General features: G+C 68.7%; 13 protein-coding genes. 4 read left to right on the top strand and 9 right to left on the bottom strand.

What is annotated here, in order from left to right:
* The 8 genes from BGN95_RS00830 to BGN95_RS00795 all read right to left on the bottom strand — a co-directional run.
* The coding region (locus BGN95_RS00830) for an aconitase family protein (protein WP_286771335.1) at nucleotides 1-583 on the bottom strand (583 nt) is incomplete at its 3' end.
* Nucleotides 580-1,758 (bottom strand): CaiB/BaiF CoA transferase family protein, encoded by a 1,179-nt coding sequence (locus BGN95_RS00825; protein ID WP_286771334.1) that lies wholly within the window; start codon nucleotides 1,756-1,758, stop codon nucleotides 580-582. The genes BGN95_RS00830 and BGN95_RS00825, both read right to left, overlap by 4 nt.
* Before the next feature lie 76 nt (nucleotides 1,759-1,834).
* Nucleotides 1,835-2,413: an NADPH-dependent FMN reductase gene (locus BGN95_RS00820; protein ID WP_286771333.1), complete on the bottom strand. Its 579-nt coding sequence runs from the start codon at nucleotides 2,411-2,413 to the stop codon at nucleotides 1,835-1,837.
* A gap of 55 nt (nucleotides 2,414-2,468) precedes the next feature.
* Nucleotides 2,469-2,984: a MarR family winged helix-turn-helix transcriptional regulator gene (locus tag BGN95_RS00815; protein WP_286771332.1), complete on the bottom strand. Its 516-nt coding sequence runs from the start codon at nucleotides 2,982-2,984 to the stop codon at nucleotides 2,469-2,471.
* Between the two features lie 89 nt (nucleotides 2,985-3,073).
* On the bottom strand, nucleotides 3,074-4,048 hold the full coding sequence (locus BGN95_RS00810; RefSeq protein WP_286771331.1) for a polysaccharide deacetylase family protein: 975 nt from the start codon (nucleotides 4,046-4,048) through the stop codon (nucleotides 3,074-3,076).
* A 60-nt stretch (nucleotides 4,049-4,108) separates the two neighbouring features.
* The gene (gene nagA, locus BGN95_RS00805) at nucleotides 4,109-5,245 is read right to left on the bottom strand and encodes an N-acetylglucosamine-6-phosphate deacetylase (RefSeq protein ID WP_502688225.1); all 1,137 of its coding nucleotides are present in this window, start codon (nucleotides 5,243-5,245) and stop codon (nucleotides 4,109-4,111) included.
* Nucleotides 5,245-6,276: an SIS domain-containing protein gene (locus BGN95_RS00800; protein WP_265314285.1), complete on the bottom strand. Its 1,032-nt coding sequence runs from the start codon at nucleotides 6,274-6,276 to the stop codon at nucleotides 5,245-5,247. The genes nagA and BGN95_RS00800 overlap by 1 nt, the downstream gene beginning before the upstream one ends.
* A 6-nt stretch (nucleotides 6,277-6,282) precedes the next feature.
* Nucleotides 6,283-7,026: a GntR family transcriptional regulator gene (locus BGN95_RS00795; RefSeq protein ID WP_265314286.1), complete on the bottom strand. Its 744-nt coding sequence runs from the start codon at nucleotides 7,024-7,026 to the stop codon at nucleotides 6,283-6,285.
* 197 nt (nucleotides 7,027-7,223) lie between these two features.
* On the opposite strand from BGN95_RS00795, the gene BGN95_RS00790 reads away from it, so the two are divergent.
* The 4 genes from BGN95_RS00790 (at nucleotide 7,224) to nagE (ending at nucleotide 16,364) form a co-directional block, all read left to right on the top strand.
* Nucleotides 7,224-9,884, top strand: coding sequence for a TonB-dependent receptor (locus BGN95_RS00790; protein ID WP_265271299.1), 2,661 nt, complete (start codon nucleotides 7,224-7,226; stop codon nucleotides 9,882-9,884).
* A gap of 101 nt (nucleotides 9,885-9,985) precedes the next feature.
* A complete protein-coding gene (locus BGN95_RS00785) occupies nucleotides 9,986-12,241 on the top strand; it encodes a beta-N-acetylhexosaminidase (RefSeq protein WP_286771329.1) in 2,256 nt (751 codons plus the stop codon).
* A complete protein-coding gene (ptsP, locus tag BGN95_RS00780) occupies nucleotides 12,238-14,685 on the top strand; it encodes a phosphoenolpyruvate--protein phosphotransferase (RefSeq protein ID WP_502688224.1) in 2,448 nt (815 codons plus the stop codon). Before BGN95_RS00785 ends, ptsP begins: the two co-directional genes overlap by 4 nt.
* The gene (gene nagE, locus BGN95_RS00775) at nucleotides 14,682-16,364 is read left to right on the top strand and encodes an N-acetylglucosamine-specific PTS transporter subunit IIBC (protein ID WP_286771328.1); all 1,683 of its coding nucleotides are present in this window, start codon (nucleotides 14,682-14,684) and stop codon (nucleotides 16,362-16,364) included. The genes ptsP and nagE overlap by 4 nt, the downstream gene beginning before the upstream one ends.
* Nucleotides 16,365-16,388: 24 nt before the next feature.
* Here nagE and BGN95_RS00770 read toward each other — a convergent pair whose 3' ends face one another.
* Nucleotides 16,389-17,591 (bottom strand): dipeptidase, encoded by a 1,203-nt coding sequence (locus tag BGN95_RS00770; protein WP_286771336.1) that lies wholly within the window; start codon nucleotides 17,589-17,591, stop codon nucleotides 16,389-16,391.
* Between the last annotated feature and the right edge of the window lie 3 nt (nucleotides 17,592-17,594).

The raw sequence follows: 17,594 nt of genomic DNA, 5'->3' as shown, positions 1-17,594 counted from the left end.
CCCCGATCGCGGCGAGGATGCCGAGCGCGAGATCCTTGGCCGAAAGATGTGCCGGCAGCGCGCCGGTCACGGTAAGCCGCATCGACCGGGGTTTGCGCAGCCGCAACGTCTGCGTCGCGAGCACATGTTCGATCTGCGAGGTGCCGATGCCGAAGGCGAGCGCGCCGAACGCGCCGTGGGTCGAGGTGTGGCTGTCGCCGCAGACGATCGTCATCCCCGGCCAGGTACGCCCCTGCTCGGGGGCGACGACATGGACGATGCCGTTGCGCGGATCGCCCATCTCGAACCGCTCGATCCCGTAGCGTTCGCTATTCTCGACCAGCCGGGCGAGCTGCGCGCGCGCCTCCGGATCGGCGACCGCGGCGATGCCGTCGGCCTGCGCGACGGTGGGGACATTATGGTCGAACAACGCCAGCGTCCGCCGCGGCTGCCGCACCCCGCGTCCGCGCGCCTCGAGCCCGGCAAAGGCCTGCGGCGAGGTGACTTCGTGGAGCAGATGGAGGTCGACGTAGAGCAGGGATTCGCCCCCGTCGTCGAGGATGCGGTGGCGATCCCAGATGCGATCGAACAACGTGCCGGTCACACGATACCGCGGCGCTTGAGGTCGGCGATCGTCGCCTCGTCATAACCGGCATCGCGCAGCTCGGCCTCGGTATCCGCCCCGACCTCGGCCGGCGCCGGACGCCGGATCCCGCCCGGCGTGCGGGTGAGGCGCGGAAACACCCCCTGCATCGGCAGATCGCCGTGCCGCGCGGTCTCGACCGAGACGATCGCCTCGCGCGCGGCGAAATGCGGGTCGGCGAGCATGTCGCGCGCGCCGAACATCCGCCCGGCGGGCACCGCATGCTGCTCCATCAGCGCCTCGACCGCCGCGACGCTCTGCCCGCGCGTCCAGTCGGCGATCAGCGTATCGAGCAATTCCTGATGCCGGCCGCGCGCATTGTGCGTCGCGAAGCGCGCGTCGTCGGCGAGCTCGGGGGTGCCCATCGCCGCCGCGAGCCGGCGGAAGATCGCATCCTGATTGGCCGCGATCAGCAATTCGCCGTCGCTGCACGGATAGACGTTGGACGGGGCGATGCCTTTGAGGATCGATCCCGATCGCGCGCGGACATGCCCCGCGGCGACATATTCGGGGATCAGCCCCTCCATCACCTGCAGCACCGATTCGAACAGGCTGACGTCGACGATCTGCCCGCGCCCGCTCTTCTCGCGCTCGTGCAGCGCAGCCAGTGCGCCGAGGCAGCCGTACGTGCCCGCCAGGCTATCGCCGATCGAAACGCCGAGCCGGGAGGGCGGACGATCGGGAGTGCCGACCAGCGCGCGCCACCCGCCCATCGCCTCGCCGATCCCGCCGAAGCCGGCACGGCGCGCATACGGCCCGGTCTGGCCATAGCCCGAGACGCGCACCACGATCAGCCGCGGATTGGCGGCGCACAGATCGGCGGGGTCGAGGTGCCATTTTTCGAGCGTGCCGGGGCGGAAATTCTCCACCAGCACGTCGGCGCCGGCGATCAGCCGGCGCGCGATCTCCTGCCCATCGGGGGTGCGCAGGTCGGCGGCGACCGACCTTTTGTTGCGCGCGATCACCTCCCACCACACCGGCGGGTCGCCCGCGCCCCATTGGCGCATCGGATCGCCGGTCTTCGGCGGCTCGATCTTGACCACCGTCGCCCCGAGATCGCCGAACAATTGCGCGCAGAACGGCCCCGCGATGAGCTGCCCCAGCTCGACGACGCGAATGTCCGATAACGGTCCCACGGCTTTCCCCGAAAAAACTTAGAATACTAATTATATCGCTGCGCGACCGCGCGCAACCCCGCGCCGCGCCGGATCTTCAGCGGCGCAGCCGCCCCGCGACATCGACCAGCCGCGTCACCAGCCCGTCGAGGATCGTATTGGGCAGCGGCTCGGCCAGCGCGCGGCCGGGGGTGAAGGCGCTGCCGGCGAGCGGGACGGCGAGTTGCTCGGGCACGACGATCATCTGCACCGTTCCCAGGATCTGCCGCAGATGCGCGAGCGCGCGCATCCCGCCGAACGGCCCGATCGAGGCGGACATGATCCCCGCCGCCTTGCCGCGAAACGCGGTGAGCGCGACGAGCGATTCGCCCTCCGACGGGCGCGACGCCCAGTCGATCGCATTCTTGAGCAGCGCGGGGATCGAGCCATTATGCTCGGGCGAGGCGATCAACAGCCCGTCGCACGCCTCGAATGCCGCCTTCAGCCGACGCGCATCGGCCGGGCAAGCATGCTGCTCGATATCCTGCGAATAGACCGGCAGATCGAAGGTCGCGAGATCGATCATCGCGGCTTCGGCGCCCGCTGCCGCCACGCGCGCCGCGCCCAAAGCGGCGAGCGCCATATTGTGCGATCCCTGCCGCACGCTGCCCGATATCACCCCGATCCGCACCGTCATCACCCGCTCCTCAGATATGTTAGTTATCTAAGGATCACGACGAAGACGGGCGCGGTCAAGCCCTCCCTTCCGAATCGTCGTCGTTGAGATGGGGCAGGCGGCGCGCCTCTTCGGTGAGATTGGTGATCACGCGGCGCAGCAGCCGCTGCAGCGTCTCCACCTCGTCATCGGTCATCCCCGCAGTCGCGACCGCGTGAACCTCGGCATTGAGCGGGGCGAGCTTCGCCTCGAGCGATTTGGCGATGGGGGTGAGATAGATATGGATCTTGCGCCGGTCGATCGCGCTTTTCTCGCGGCGGATCAGCCCCGACGCCTCCAGCCCCTTGAGCGCAACGACGGTGGTGGGCTCGCGCATCCCGACGCGCTCGCTCAGCTCGCGCTGGGTAATGCCGTCCTCGATCCACAATTGTCGCAGGAATCGCCACTGCCCCGCCGAAATATCGTGTTGCAGCGTATGCCGCTCGAGCAGCCGCGAGAAATTGCGGAACACGATACGCGTGAGATAGCCGATGCTGTTCTCAGGATTCTTGTAATATTCCGCTGGTTGGCGAGTGGGCCGCTTCTCGGTCAAGGCCTGTTCTCCGGATGTGGGCCGCATCGCATAAGATTATGGGCAATGCGCGCGGGCGGCAATACACAAACCGGAAGCTTACGGAACGTTCATTTGTTTTGCGGCGAGACGCGATCATTGTCGACACGATCGTATTCCGCCTGGATTTCGGCCGGCGGATCCTCGTCGCCCTCGCTGGGCAAGGTTTTACCGAGCGTCGCCGCCCAGCGTTCCAGCCATGTCACGCCGTCTTTTTCGGCATAAGTATCGCGGGTGCGATAGGCGCGGTCGCGCATCGCCTGGTCGATCGTCACCGGGCGCAGCCGCGCCGTGCGCAGCAATTTCAGCAAGGCATCGAGCGTATCGGCGTTGAGGCGCGTGCAATGGAGCAGCATGATATGGGCGATGTCGCGCCCGAACAATGCCTTGGCGCTCTCCTGCGACCATTTGATGCGCATCGCGGTATAAGCGAGATAGGTTTGGCGGATGCGCGCCTGTCGCGCGACGTCATGTTTGGCGATCGCGTCGTCATACGGTTCGGCGAATTCCCAATCTTCCGCGTCGATCGTCACCGGCGCGACGCGATAGCCGTGATCGCGAAGCCAGCGATTGATCCAGTCGCGCACCGCCAGCGGCGAGCCGGCCTCGAGATAGGGGTGACGGAACCAGCGGAGTTTCTTGCCGTGCGCCTTCATCAGCGGGCGGGTGATCCGCTCGCCGCGTTCGATATCCGCAGCATAGGCCGCGGCGCCCAGGCTATTGGGCGAGCTGTGCGAAAAGGTGTGGTTGCCCAGCAGCATCCCCGCGTCCAGCCAGCGCTTCAGATTGTCGACCTGCCGGTCGTGCTCCGCGCCTTCGGCCTTGCTTTCGTTGACGAAGCCAATCGCGGGGACATGATTCTCGCGCAGCTTGCGAAGCAGATCCCGGTTGAGATCGTCGATATAGCCCTGGTTGGTTTCGATCGTCAGCGCGGGGAGATCGTCGAAGGTCAGCGCAACCTGTCCCTCAAGTTCGCGCGCGGTCGCCGGCGCGGCGGCAAGCAGCGCCAGCGCCGCCAGTGCGCGCGCCCAGTTCGATGTCGCCAAACTCGCCCCCTGTCGATCGAGCCGTTTCTATCGCGCAGCGCCATTGCGCCCGCAAGTCACTCAATTGACGTAAGGTTCGCCGGCAATCCAGCTTTGCGCGACCGCGCCGTCGGCGGTCAGGGCGATCAGATCGGCGCGCAACCCCGGCGCGATTCGCCCGAGTTCGCCGGAAAGGCCGAGAAAGCGCGCGGGGGTCTCGCTGGCCATCGCGATCGCCGCCTCGCGCGTCGCGCCGAGCAAGGCGACCACATTGGCAACGGCATGCGCCATGCTGAGGTTGGCGCCGGCGAGCGTGCCGGCGGCATCGATCAGCCGGTCCTCGCGGACCAGGATCGTGCGTCCCTGCAGGTCGAATTCGGCGATGTCGGTGCCGATATTGGGCATTGCATCGGTCACCAGCATCAGCCCGGCCGGTCCCTTGAGGCGCAGCGCGAGGCGCAGCGTCGCCGGGCTGACGTGATGCCCGTCGACGATGATCCCGCAGGTGAGGTCGCTGTCGAGCGCGGCGCCGACCACGCCGGGCTCGCGCGAGCCGAGCTGCGACATCGCGTTGAACAGATGCGTCACCCCGGTCAGCCCCTCGGCGCGCGCCGCCGTCACCTCTTCGTAGCGGGCGTCGCTATGTCCGACAGCGACCGACGCCCCCGAGGCCACCAGCCGCGCGATCATCCCCGGCGCGACGCGTTCGGGCGCGAGCGTGATGAGCATCCGTCCGCGCCGCGGCGCGGTGAGGATCGCCATCGCCTCCTCGTCGAGCGCGCGCATCTTGTCGGCGCGGTGGATGCCGCGCCGCTCGACGTTGAGGAACGGGCCTTCGACATGGATGCCGAGCACCCCCGGCACCCCCACCGCGATCGCCGCATCGACCGCCGCGATCGCGCGCGCGATCACCGACAGATCGTCGCTGATCAATGTCGGCAGGAAGCCGGTGGTGCCGAACCGGCGATGCGCCGCGCCGATCGCGGCGATCCCCTCGACCGTCGGCATGTCGTTGAACAACACCCCGCCGCCGCCGTTGACCTGGGTATCGATGAAGCCGGGGGCGAGGATCGCGCCGTCCAGATCCTCGCGTACCGCGCCCGCCGGCACGTCGCTTGTCGCAACGATCGCCGCGATCCGGCCGTCGGCGACCAGCACGGCGCGGCCTTCGGCCAGCGCGCCGTCGATCAGGATACGGCCGTTGACGAACGCGCGCATCACAGGGTCTCCGTCACCTTCGCCAGGTGCGGGGGGCGATCCGGATCGAACCCGCGGCGCAGCGACAGCGCGTTGGCCGCGCGGTAAAAGGCCTGGATCTGCAGCATCGGCTCGATCGCGGGCGCCGCGGCGGGGTGGGGCAGGTGGATCGCGCCGGGCACCGCGCTCCCGGCGACCAGCACCTCGCCGCCGCGCGTCACCACCTCGCGCACCAGCTCGTCGACCCCGTCGCCGGTCTCGTCGCTCTGGCGGAAGACGAGCAGCGGGAAGCCCGGCCCGACCAAAGCCATCGGCCCGTGGCGCACCTCCGCCGCGCTGAACGCTTCGGCGTGGAGCCCGCAGGTTTCCTTGAATTTCAGCGCCGCTTCCTGCGCCACCCCGAAGCCCAGCCCGCGCCCGATGACATAGAGCCCGCGCGCGTCCGCCAGCCGCTCGACCAGCGGGGACCAGTCGCTGTCCCACGCGGCGCGGAGCAGCGCCGGCGCACCGTCCAGCGCGGCGCGCAGTTCGGCGTCATCGGCCCATTCGGCGACGAGCTGGATCAGCGCGGCGAGGCTGGCGATATAGGATTTGGTCGCCGCCACGCTCAGCTCCGGCCCGGCGTCGAGCGGCAGCGTGGTATCGGCCAGCGCGGCGAGCGGCGAGGTGATGTCGTTGACCAGCGCGACGGTGCGTGCGCCGGCGTCGCGCGCCGCGGTCATCGTCGCGAGGATGTCGGGGCTGCGCCCCGATTGCGAGATGCCGATCGCCAGCGTGTCGGCGGCCTCGGGGGTCGCGCGATAGACCGAGGTGACCGACGGCGCCGCCGAGGTGGTGAGCACCTCGAGCCGCGTCTCGATCAGATATTTGGCGAAGGTCGCGGCGTGATCCGAGCTGCCGCGCGCGCAGGTCAGCACCCCGCGCGGCGGCGCCGCGCGCAACGCCGCGCCCAGCGTCGCGGCGCCGGCGGCATTGCGCGCGATCTGCTGCGCCACGACATCGGCCGCCTCGCGCGCCTCGGCGAACATGCGGGTCGATTCGGGTGAAGTCATGTCAGGTCACGCCCTCGTGTTGAGTTCGGCAACGAAGTCATAGGCGTCGCCGCGATACCAGCTCCGCGTCGCCTCGATCACGCGGCCATCCTCCAGGAAACCGCGCCGTTCGATATATAGGCCCGGCGCGCCGGGTTCGACATGCAGCAGCGCGGCCTGTTCGGCGTCGAACGACACCGCGCGGAGCCGCTGGAGCGCGCGCGCCGGGCGGTTCCCGGTCGCTTCGAGCGCGGCATAGAGCGAGCTTTCCACCGTCTCCGGCCCGGCGAGCCCGAAGCCCGCGATCGCCGAATATTCCAGCGCCATCGGCACGTCGTCGGCGAAGCGCACGCGGTGGAAGCGCAGCACCGGCGCGCCCGGGCTGAGCCCGAGCGTCAGTGATTCCTCGGGGGTCACCTCGCCCGCCGCGCGGAGCAGCCATTCGCTGCGCACCGCGCGGCCGCGCGCCGCCATATCCTCGGTGAACGAGCTGAGCTTGGCGAATTGCTTCTCGACGCGCCCGGCGACGAAGGTCCCCGCGCCCTGCCGCCGCACCAGCAATCCCTCGCCAACCAGGGTATCGAGCGCCTTGCGCACCGTGATCCGCGAGATCGCGAGGTCGCTCGCCAGCTCGCGTTCGGGGGGGAGCGCCTCATTGGGCTTGAGCACCTCGGCGCGCAGCGCATCGCGCAGCGCGGTTTCGAGCCGCCGGTACAGCGGCCCGCCCGATGCGCTCTCCAGCGACCCGATCGCGTCGGCGAGCAATGTCATAATGGTGGTTTCTCCCCCGCAGTCGCCAGTCTCTTAGTACCAATGCCGTACCACATGCCAGCCCCAATCTGTCAATGTGTGTCATTAAAATGAAAGAATCCCACTTGACGGTGCATTTGGTTATGACAATGATTGGGTATTGGTATGGAACCGGTCTTATCGGGGTTCGAGGCGAAAGACCTGAGAGGGGATGAGAGATGGGGTTCAGGGCATTTCTGGTCGGTACCGCGAGCGCCGCGGCGCTGCTGTCGGGGGTCGCGCAGGCGCAGCAGGCGTCCCCGGCGCCCGGGAGCGACAATAGCGACGACATCGTCGTCACCGGCATCCGCGCCTCGCTCGCCGCGGCGCTGGAGACCAAGCGCAAGTCGGACGCGATCGTCGATTCGGTGTCGGCGGAGGATGTCGGCAAATTTCCCAACACCAATGTCGCCGAGGCGCTGACCCTGGTGCCGGGCGTGACGGTCGACCGCCAGTTCGGCCAGGGCGAGAAGATCTCGATCCTCGGCACCGATCCGGCGTTAAACCGCACCTTGCTCAACGGGCAGACGGTCGCTTCGGCCGATTGGTTCATCCTCGATACGCCGGGGCGCACCTTCAATTACGCGCTGCTCGCGCCGCAGCTCGTCGGCAGCGTCGACGTCTACAAGACCCCCGAGCCGCGCATCGACGAGGGCTCGATCGGCGGCACGGTGATCGTCAACACGCGCAAGCCGCTCGATCTCAAGCCGCTGACGCTCGCCGCCTCGCTCGGCTATCTGTGGAACGATCGCTCGCGCAAGGGCGATATCCAGGGATCGGCGCTGGCGAGCTGGCACAACGATTCAGGCACCTTCGGGGTGCTGCTCGCCTTCCAGCGCGCCAAGGACCGGCTGCGCCGCGACGGGCTCGAAAGCTATGGCACGATGAAGGCCAATCAGTGGAACGGCGGCAATGCCGACAATCCGGTCAGCTCGATCGCCAACGGCACCTGCACCGGCGCCTGCGCGACGACGCTTGCCGCCAATCCCAATGCGGTGAGCCCCAACGCGTTCGGCACCTCCTTCTTTCAGCAGGATCGCGAACGGCTGAGCTATTCGGCGGTGGTGCAGTGGAAGCCGGTCGACAGACTGACGCTCGAAGCCAATTGGCTGAAGATCAAGGCGACCTACGACAATCTCAACCAGTCGATGTACGCTTTCCAGGGCAATACCTGGAACAGCCTCGGCGCGTTGAGCGGGATCACGGTCAACAACGGCGTCGTCACCAGCAGCTCGCTGACCAACGGGCTGAGCGTGCTCGACGTGCAATATCGCCAGGCCGAGATGCATTCCGATACCTATCAGTTCAGGGCGAACTGGAAGGACGATGCCTGGGATCTCAATCTCGAGGGCGGGCTGTCCGACGCCGACGGCGGCACCAAGAAGCAGGTGTTCCTCGAATTCCTCAACAAGGCGAGCTACACCGTCGACAATAGCGGCGCGCCGAACCGGCCGGGCAACCTCACCTATACCACCAATGTCCTGGGCAATCCGGCGGCATTCGTCACCGATCCGGGCTGGAGCGGCAATCTCGTCACCAAGCCGACCACCGACAAGGAGCGTTACGGCCAGGTCGATCTCGGCTTCAACTTCGACGGCGCGGTGAAAAGGCTGCAGTTCGGCTATAAATTCCGTCACCACGAAACCGGCCAATCCTATGCCGGCGTCTCTCTCAACGGGCTCGCCGTGGCGGCATCGGCGTTCGATCCGGCGCAGGCGCCGAGCAATTATCTGCGCGGCTTCGACGGCGCGGGGGATCAGATGCGCACCCGCTTCGTGATCAGCGGCAATTCGATGTACAATTACGTCACGTCGCTGCCCAACCTGCCGACCCCGTCGCAATTCGCCGCGCCCGAATTCGCTTCGGGCAATTGGTCGATCAAGGAGGACATCCACGCGGTCTACGGCCAGGTGAACGTCGAATCCGGCCCGCTGCGCGGCAATTTCGGCCTGCGCTACGTTCGCACGATCACCGACGGCGCCGGATTGGTGTGCCGCCCCGGCGCGTCGTGCAGCGCGCCGGGCGACTGGATGCTGCAGGGATCGCACAAGACCTATGAGAATGTGCTCCCCAGCTTCAACCTCGCGCTTTCGGTGCGCGACGATCTGATCCTGCGCTTCGCCGGGGCGGAAGTGGTCGCACGGCCCGACTATTCGGCGATGACCAGCTTCTTCTGGCTGTCGGATCAGGTGCTGACCGGCGCGGGCGGCAACCCCAATCTGAAGCCGTATCGCTCGGGCAACCTCAATGCCTCGATCGAATGGTATTTCCAGCGCCACGCGATCCTGTCGGCGGAGGTGTTCTACAAGAGCATCGACGATTACATTCTCTACCGCACCGCGCCGGAGAATTACTTCAACCAGTCGCAGGGCAAGGTCACCACCTATCAGATCAGCCGGCCGTATAATGCCGGCAATGCACAGGTGAAGGGCTTCGCGGTCGCCTATCAGCAGAACCTGCCTTACGGCCTCGGCATCCTCGCCAATTACACCTATTCGGATGGCAAGGGCATCGGCGGCGCCGATCTGCCGTATAATTCGCGGCATCAGGTGAGCGTCAGCCCGTTCTTCGAATCCGGGCCGGTGGCGTTGCGCGGCACGTGGACGTGGCGGTCGAAATATTTCACCGCGGTCGACCGCGGCGACAATATGTACGTCCGCAGCAGCGACAATCTCGACGTATCGGCGACCTATAAGTTCACCCCGGAGGTCAATCTGACGCTGGCGGGGATGAACCTCACCGATTCCGAATATTATGCTTATGCCAATACCCCGGCGCTGCCGCGCGGGGTCTATCGCAACGGGCGCAAGCTGATGGCGACGGTCAACGTCAACTTCTGACCGGCGCGGATGACGGGGTCGCTGCGCGTCAGGCCGGCGACCCCGTTTCCAATCGCGCCCGCCCCGCTATGTTTCCCTTTATGATCGCTGCCGGAGGGCGTGTGCATCCTCGCCGTCTCATTGCGCTTGCCCTGTTCGCGGCTGCCCCGGCGGCGGCGGCCGAGCCGTTGCTGCTCCCTGCGCCGGTCTCGGCCGAGGCGGGCAAGGGCGCCTTTGCAGTCGGCGCGGCAACCGTCATCGTCGTGCCGCCGGGGGATCGCGGCGCGCGCAACGCCGCCGAGCGGCTCGCGGAATGGACGCTGACGGCGCGCGGGCTCAGGCTTGCGATCGTAAGCGACGCCAAGGCGCCGGCGATCCGTTTTCGTCGCGGTGCGGCTGGGGCGGCCGAATCTTACGCGCTGGATATCGCCGCGAGCGGCGCGACGATCACCGCGCGTGACGATGCCGGGCTGCTCTATGGCGCGGTCAGCCTGTGGCAATATCTGACCCCCGATCGCGCGCGCGGCGCGGTTTCGATCCCAGCGGTCACGGTGAAGGACGCGCCGCGCTTCCGCTGGCGCGGGCTGATGCTCGATAGCGCGCGCAACTTCCAGTCGCCGGCCTATATCCGCCGCCTGCTCGACTGGATGGCGGTCAACAAGCTCAACACCTTCCACTGGCATCTCGTCGACGATCAGGGCTGGCGGCTCGAGATCCGCAAATATCCGCGGCTGACCGATGTTTCGGCGTGGCGCGTGCCTGCCACCGCCCCCGGCGCGCCACCGCTGCCGCGCACCGGGGGCTTCTATACCCAGGCCGAGGTGCGCGAGATCGTCGCTTATGCCGCGGCGCGCGGGATCACGATCGTCCCCGAAATCGAGATGCCCGGCCACGCGCTCTCGGCATTGCGCGCCTATCCGCGGCTCGGCACCGGGGCGGCGATCCCCGCCGGGGTCGAATCCGATTGGGGGGTGTTCCCCTGGCTCTACAGTACCGACGATGCGACCTTCGCTTTCCTCGAGGATGTGCTGCGCGAGGTGATGGCGTTGTTCCCGTCGCGCTACATCCACGTCGGCGGCGACGAGGCGGTGAAGGACCAGTGGAAAGCCTCGCCCGCCATCCAGGCGAAGATGAAATCGCTCGGCATCGCCGACGAGGATGCGCTGCAAAGCTGGTTCATCCGGCGGATGCAACGCTTCCTCGCCGCCAACGGGCGGCGGCTGATCGGGTGGGACGAGATATTGCAGGGCGGCATCGCGCCCGAAGCGACGGTGATGTCGTGGCGCGGGATTGACGGCGCGGTGGCGGCGGCCAAAGCGGGGCATGATACGGTGCTGAGCCCGTCGCCCGCGCTCTATCTCAACCACCGCGAGGGCTATGGCCCGCTCGAGCCGCCCGCGCGCGGCGACAGGATCGATCTGCGCAGCGTCTATGGCTTCGATCCTGCCCCGGCGGCGATCCCGGCCGAGGCGCGCGGGCATATCCTTGGCGTACAGGCCAATCTGTGGACCGAACATGTGCGAACCGAGCCGCGTGCGTCGTGGATGCTGTTCCCCCGCGCCAATGCGCTGGCCGAGGTGGCGTGGTCGCCCGAGCGGAGTCGCGATTTCGGCGGCTTCGTCGCGCGGCTGGTGCCGCAGCTCGATCGGATGCGCGCGCTCGGGCTGGAGCCGTCGGCGAGTTCGTTCACGGTGACGCCGACGGTCGATTTCTCCCCCGGCGGGACGCAGGCGAAGGTCGCGCTGGCAAATGCCGCCGGGCTGCCGATCCGCTATACGATCGACGGCAGCGCGGTGATCGCCGCCTCGCCGCTGTACGCCGCGCCGCTGACGCTGCCCTTGGCGACACGGCTGCGTGCGGCGGCGATGCTCGGCGACCGTGCGCTGGCCGGCGCGATCGACACGACGATCGACCTGGCGTCGGTTCGTCGGCAGACCGACGAGCAGCTCGCTACCTGCACCGACAAGGTCAAGCTGGCGGTGGAGGATGATGCCCCCGCGAACGGCGCACGCGCCTCGTTCCTCACCGATATCCTCAATCCGTGCTGGCTCTATCGGGATGCCCCGGCCGGCGGCGCGAAACAGATCGCGCTGACCGTCGGGCAATTCCCGTTCAACTTTCAGATCGGCGCCGATCTCGCCGCGATTCGCTTCCGCGCGCCCGAAACTCCCGACGGCGAATTTGAGGTGCGCGCGGGGTCGTGCGACGGGGAGCGTATTGCGGTGCTGCCGCTCGCCCCGGCGCGCGGCAACCCGGCGCTCACCCGGCTGGTCGCGCCGCTCCCGCCGCGCGCCGCGAAGGAGACATTGTGCATCACCTATACGGCGCGCGGGGTGAACCCGATGTGGGGGTTGAAGCAGGTGGAATTGCTGCCGTGACGCGGACGGTGACCTTGCACGCGCCCTTTGCCGGGTGGTTCGCGCCGCTCGACGAGGTGCCCGATCCGGTGTTCGCCGAACGGATGATGGGCGACGGCTGCGCGATCGATCCGATCGAGGGCGAGCTGCGCGCACCCGCCGATGCCACGGTGATCGCGGTGCCAGCGACCGCGCATGCCGTGACGCTGCGGCTCGATAACGGTGCCGAGCTGCTGATCCATGTCGGGCTGGAGACGGTCGCGCTCGGCGGGCAGGGGTTTACCGCGCTGGTCGCCGCCGGGGCGCGGGTCGCCGTGGGCGATGTGTTGCTGCGCTTCGATCTCGACGCGGTGGGGGAGGCGGCCAAGGCGCTGATCACCCCGATCGTCGTCGCCAATGAAGGTTATGCGCTCCGCCTCGATGCACCCGGCCGCGCGGTCGCGGCCGGTGACGCGATCGGGGTCATCGAGGGCGAAGCCGCTGCCGTCGGCGCGCCGGCCGCGGTCAGCTATAGCCGCAGCGTGCCGGTCGCGGCGGCGCACGGCATCCACGCCCGGCCGGCGGCGCGGATCGCCGCCGCGCTGCGTCCGTACACCGCCGAGGTGACGCTGCATCTCGGCGCGAAAAGCGCCAATGCGCGTAGCACGGTGGCGTTGCTCGGCCTCGGGGTGCGCGCGGGCGAAACCGTGACGATCGCCGGTGCGGGCGACGACGCGCATGCCGCGGTCGATGCGGTGGCCGGGCTGATCCTCGCCGGGCTGGGCGAGACGGCGGACGCCGCGCCGGTGCCACCCGCGCCGCCCGCCGGCCGTGCGGTGACCGCCGCGCCGGGGCTGGCGATCGGGCAGGTGCTGCAGCTCCGCGCGGTCGATCTGGCGGTGCCGCACGACGGCGCCGGTGTTTCGGCGGAACGCGCCGCGCTGGCCGAGTCGCGCGCGGCGGTGGCGGAGGCGTTGGGCGGCGGCAATCGCGCGGCGGCGGAGATCGCCGAAGCGCACCGCGCCTTGCTCGCCGATCCCGAGCTTGCCGCGGTGGCCGAGCGGGAAATCGCCGCCGGGCGCAGCGCGGCCTTCGCGTGGCGCACCGCGACGCGCGCCGCCGCCGCAGCGATCCGCGCCACCGGCGATGCCTTGCTGATCGAGCGCGTCGCCGATCTCGCCGATCTCGAACGGCAGGTGATCGCGCGGCTGCTCGGCAGTGACGCACCACTGGTGCCGGCGCTGGCCCGCGACACGATCCTGATCGCGGAGGATCTGCTGCCGTCGCAATTCCTTGCGCTCGATCGCGCGCGGCTGGCGGGGATCTGCACCGCCGCCGGCGGGCCGACCGCGCATGTCGCGATCCTCGCCGCCGCCGCGGGCGTGCCGATGCTCGTCGCGGCGGGGCCGGGGGTGCTCGACATCCCAGACGGGCGCACCGTGATCCTCGATGCCGATCGTGCCTTGCTTGACGACGATCCCGGGGTCGGCGCGCTGGCCGCGGCAAGCGAGCGGCTGGCGACGGCGCGCGATCGCCGCGCGCGCGATCTCGCCGCCGCCGGCGCGCCGGCCGAGACCGCGGACGGCACGCGGATCAAGGTTTTCGCCAATTTCGGCGCGGTCGCTGAAGTGGCGGGTGCGGTCGCGGCGGGCGCCGAGGGCTGCGGCTTGCTGCGCACCGAATTCCTGTTCCTGGAGCGTGCGACCGCGCCCGACGAGGCGGAGCAGCGCGATATCTATCGGCGCATCGCCACCGCGCTCGGCGATCGTCCGCTGATCGTCCGCACGCTCGATATCGGGGGCGACAAGCCCGTCCCTTATCTGCCGATGCCGGCGGAGGAAAATCCCGCGCTCGGGGTGCGCGGGGTGCGGCTGAGCCTCGCACGGCCCGATCTGATGCGCACGCAATTGCGCGCGATCCTCTCGGCGATGCCGACGGCGCAATGCCATATCATGCTGCCGATGGTGGTCGATCTCGCCGAGCTGCGCGCGGTCCGCGTGCTGCTCGACGCGGCGCGCGCCGCGCTCGGCATCGCCGCGCCGGTGCCCTTGGGGGTGATGATCGAGACCCCCGCCGCGGCGATGCTCGCCGATCAGCTGGCGAGCGAGGCGGATTTCCTGTCGGTGGGCACCAACGATCTGACGCAATATGCGCTCGCCAGCGATCGCGGCAACGCCGGGGTGTCGGCCAAGCTCGATGCATTGCACCCCGCCGTATTGCGGCTGATCCGCGAAGTCGGGCGCGGTGCGAAGGCGCACGGGCGCTGGGCGGGTGTTTGCGGCGGGCTCGCCTCCGATCCGCTTGCCGCGCCGATCCTGATCGGGCTGGGGATGACCGAATTGTCCGCGACCCCGGCGGCCATCCCGGCGCTCAAGGCGGCGATCCGCGGGGTGGCGGCGGCCGATTGCGTCGCGCTTGCCGACCGCGCGTGCGCCGCGGCCAGCGCCGATGAAGTGCGCGCGATCGCCAGCGAGGTGACGTCATGACGTTCAGGCCTGCCACCTTGCTCAGCCGGCTCCAGCCGCTCGGGCGTGCGCTGATGCTGCCGATCGCGGTATTGCCGGTCGCGGCGCTGCTGCTGCGGCTCGGGCAGCCCGATCTGCTCGACCTGCCGTTTATCGCCACCGCGGGCAATGCGATCTTCGCCAATCTCGGGCTGCTGTTCGCCGCGGGCGTCGCGGTCGGGCTAGCGCGCGGCAATCACGGCGCGGCGGCGCTCGCCGGGGTGGTCGCCTATCTTGTCGCGACCGAGGGGGCGAAGGCGTTGCTCGCGCTCCCGCCGACGCTCGCGACGAGCGATCCCGCGTTGCAGGCGGCATGGCGCGCGAAGGAGATCGCCAAGCTCAGCGTGCCGGCGGGGATTCTTGCCGGGCTCGTCGCGGGTGCGCTCTACAACCGCTTCTCCGATATCAAGCTGCCCGATTATCTCGCTTTCTTCGCCGGGCGGCGGTTCGTCCCGATCGTCGCGGGGCTGGCCGGGCTGCTCGGCGCGGCATTGTTCGGCTGGGGCTTTCCGTGGTTCGAGGGCGCGATCGACGTGCTGTCGCAATGGGTGGTGCGCGCCGGCCCGATCGGTCTTTTCTTCTACGGCCTGCTAAACCGCCTCCTGCTGGTCACCGGGCTCCACCATATCATTAACAATATCGCCTGGTTCGTGATCGGCGATTTCCACGGCAAGACCGGCGATATCGCGCGCTTCTTCGCCGGCGATCCGCGCGCGGGGGCGTTCATGGCCGGATTCTTCCCGGTGATGATGTTCGGGCTGCCCGCTGCCTGCCTCGCTATGTACCGCGCCGCTGCGCCGGAGCGGCGCAAGGCGGTGGGGGGGATGTTGCTCAGCCTGGCGCTCACCTCGTTCCTCACCGGGGTAACCGAGCCGATCGAATTCACCTTCATGTTCCTCGCCCCGGTGCTTTACGCGGTTCATGCCGTGCTGACCGGCGTGGCGATGGTGGTGATGGATGCGCTGGGGGTGCGGCTCGGGTTCGGCTTCTCGGCCGGCCTGTTCGATTATGTGCTCAACTACGGGCTCGCCACCCGGCCGCTGATGCTGCTGCCGGTTGGCGCGGTCTATTTCGCGATCTATTACGCCGCCTTTGCTTGGTGCATCCGCCGCTTCGACCTCAAGACGCCGGGCCGTGAGGCCGAAACGATCGTCTCATCGGGCGTTGTGGCAGCGGGGACGCGCGGCGAGCGCATCGTCACGGCGCTCGGCGGGGCGGCGAACGTGCGCAGCGTCGACGCCTGCACCACGCGGCTACGGCTGGTGGTGGCGGATCAGGCGCGGATCGACGAGGCCGGGCTCAAGGCGGAGGGCGCGCGCGGGGTGCTGCGGCTCGCCGACGGCGGGTTGCAGGTGGTGTTCGGCCCGATCGCCGATCAGATCGCGGGCGAGACGCGCGCGGCGATGTCGCTCCCGCAATCGGTGGCGGCGGTCCCGGTGTCGGTGGAGGAGGAGGCCGCCTATCCCGCGATCCGCCGCGCGCTCGGCGAGGGCAACGTCGTCGCGCTGTTGCCGCGCGGCACGCGGCTGATCGCGACCCTGCGCGATCCGGCGCTGGCGGACGAGACGGCGTTGCATGCCGCCGGCGTGCGGCTGGTGGCACGCCAGCCCGAGAGCGAGAAGCTCCACCTGTTACTCCAACCCCCCGTCATCCCCGCGTAGGCGGGAATGACGGGTTGGCTCGGGCTACTTCATCCCCTTCGCGACCTGCTCCGCGCGTTCCATCACGCGCAGCACATTGCCGCCGGCGAGCTTGGCGATATCCGCGTCGGACCAGCCGCGCCGCATCAGTTCCTCGAACAGCTTGGGATAGGTCGAAACGTCTTCGAGCCCGACCGGCAGCGGATGCCCGACCCCGTCGAAATCGGAGCCGATCCCGACATGATCATGCCCGGCAATCTTCGCGACATGCTCGATATGATCCGCGACTTCGCTCAGCGTCACCGCGGGCTCGGGATGCTCCTTGAGCCACGCGGCATAAGCCTCGGCGGCTTTGTCCGGCTGGCCGATATAGAGCCCGCGGAACGGCGGGGCGTTGAGCCGGGTCTTTTCCGCCGCCGAATCCGCCGCCCAGCGGCGCGACTTGTCCGAAACATAAGCCGGGGCGAAATCGACCCTCACTACCCCGCCGTTCGGCGGGAGCAGCCGCAGCACATCGTCCGAGACGTTGCGCGGGTGATCGTTGACCGCGCGCGCGCCCGAGTGGGAGAAGATCACCGGCGCCTTGGTCGTGGCGAGCGCGGCGCGCATCGTCGCCTCGCTGACATGCGACAGGTCGACCAGCATCCCCAGCCGGTTGAGTTCGAGCACCACCTGCTTGCCGAAATCGGTGAGGCCATTGTGCTTGGGATCGTCGGTCGCCGAATCCGCCCAGTCGATCGTGCGCGAATGCGTCAGCGTCAGATAGCCCGCGCCGAGCGCGGCATAGGTGCGCAGGATCGACAGATTGCCGTCGATCTGCCCGCCGCCCTCGACCCCCATCATCGAGGCGATCTTGCCCGCGGCATGCGCGCGGCGCACGTCGGCGGCGGTGCGCGCCAAGGCGAAGGTCTCGGGGTAACGCGCGACGATCGACTTCACGAGATCGATCTGTTCCAGCGTCTGCTCGACCTGCTCCTTGCCCGGCAGATCGGCCGAGACATAGACCGACCAGAATTGGCCGCCGAGCATCCCGCGCCGCAATCGCGCGATATCGGTGTCATAGGGCTCGCCCTTGACCTGCGAGAGATCCCTGAGGTCGATCGTCCAGCGCTTGTCGCCCTCGCGGTCGCGCAGCGCCTCGGGCCAGTCGTTATGCCCGTCGATCAGCGGAGTCGCGCGCAGGATGCGGGCGACCCGCGCGGCATAATCCTGCGCCGCCGCCGGGATCGGCAGCAGCGCGACGCACAGAGC

This window comes from Sphingomonas sp. 66-10, from assembly GCF_001897045.1.
Taxonomy (GTDB): domain Bacteria; phylum Pseudomonadota; class Alphaproteobacteria; order Sphingomonadales; family Sphingomonadaceae; genus Sphingomonas; species Sphingomonas lycopersici.
The sequence above is the reverse complement of the archived record's forward strand: the minus strand, read 5'-3'. Positions and strand labels throughout refer to the sequence as shown.

Bases quoted from the DNA above. Each gene is read 5' to 3' on its own strand.
- BGN95_RS00800 (WP_265314285.1), bottom strand. From the start codon at position 6,276: ATGACTTCACCCGAATCGACCCGCATGTTCGCCGAGGCGCGCGAGGCG.
- nagA (WP_502688225.1), bottom strand. From the start codon at position 5,245: ATGCGCGCGTTCGTCAACGGCCGTATCCTGATCGACGGCGCGCTGGCC.
- BGN95_RS00795 (WP_265314286.1), bottom strand. From the start codon at position 7,026: ATGACATTGCTCGCCGACGCGATCGGGTCGCTGGAGAGCGCATCGGGC.
- nagE (WP_286771328.1), top strand. From the start codon at position 14,682: ATGACGTTCAGGCCTGCCACCTTGCTCAGCCGGCTCCAGCCGCTCGGG.
- BGN95_RS00820 (WP_286771333.1), bottom strand. From the start codon at position 2,413: ATGACGGTGCGGATCGGGGTGATATCGGGCAGCGTGCGGCAGGGATCG.
- BGN95_RS00790 (WP_265271299.1), top strand. From the start codon at position 7,224: ATGGGGTTCAGGGCATTTCTGGTCGGTACCGCGAGCGCCGCGGCGCTG.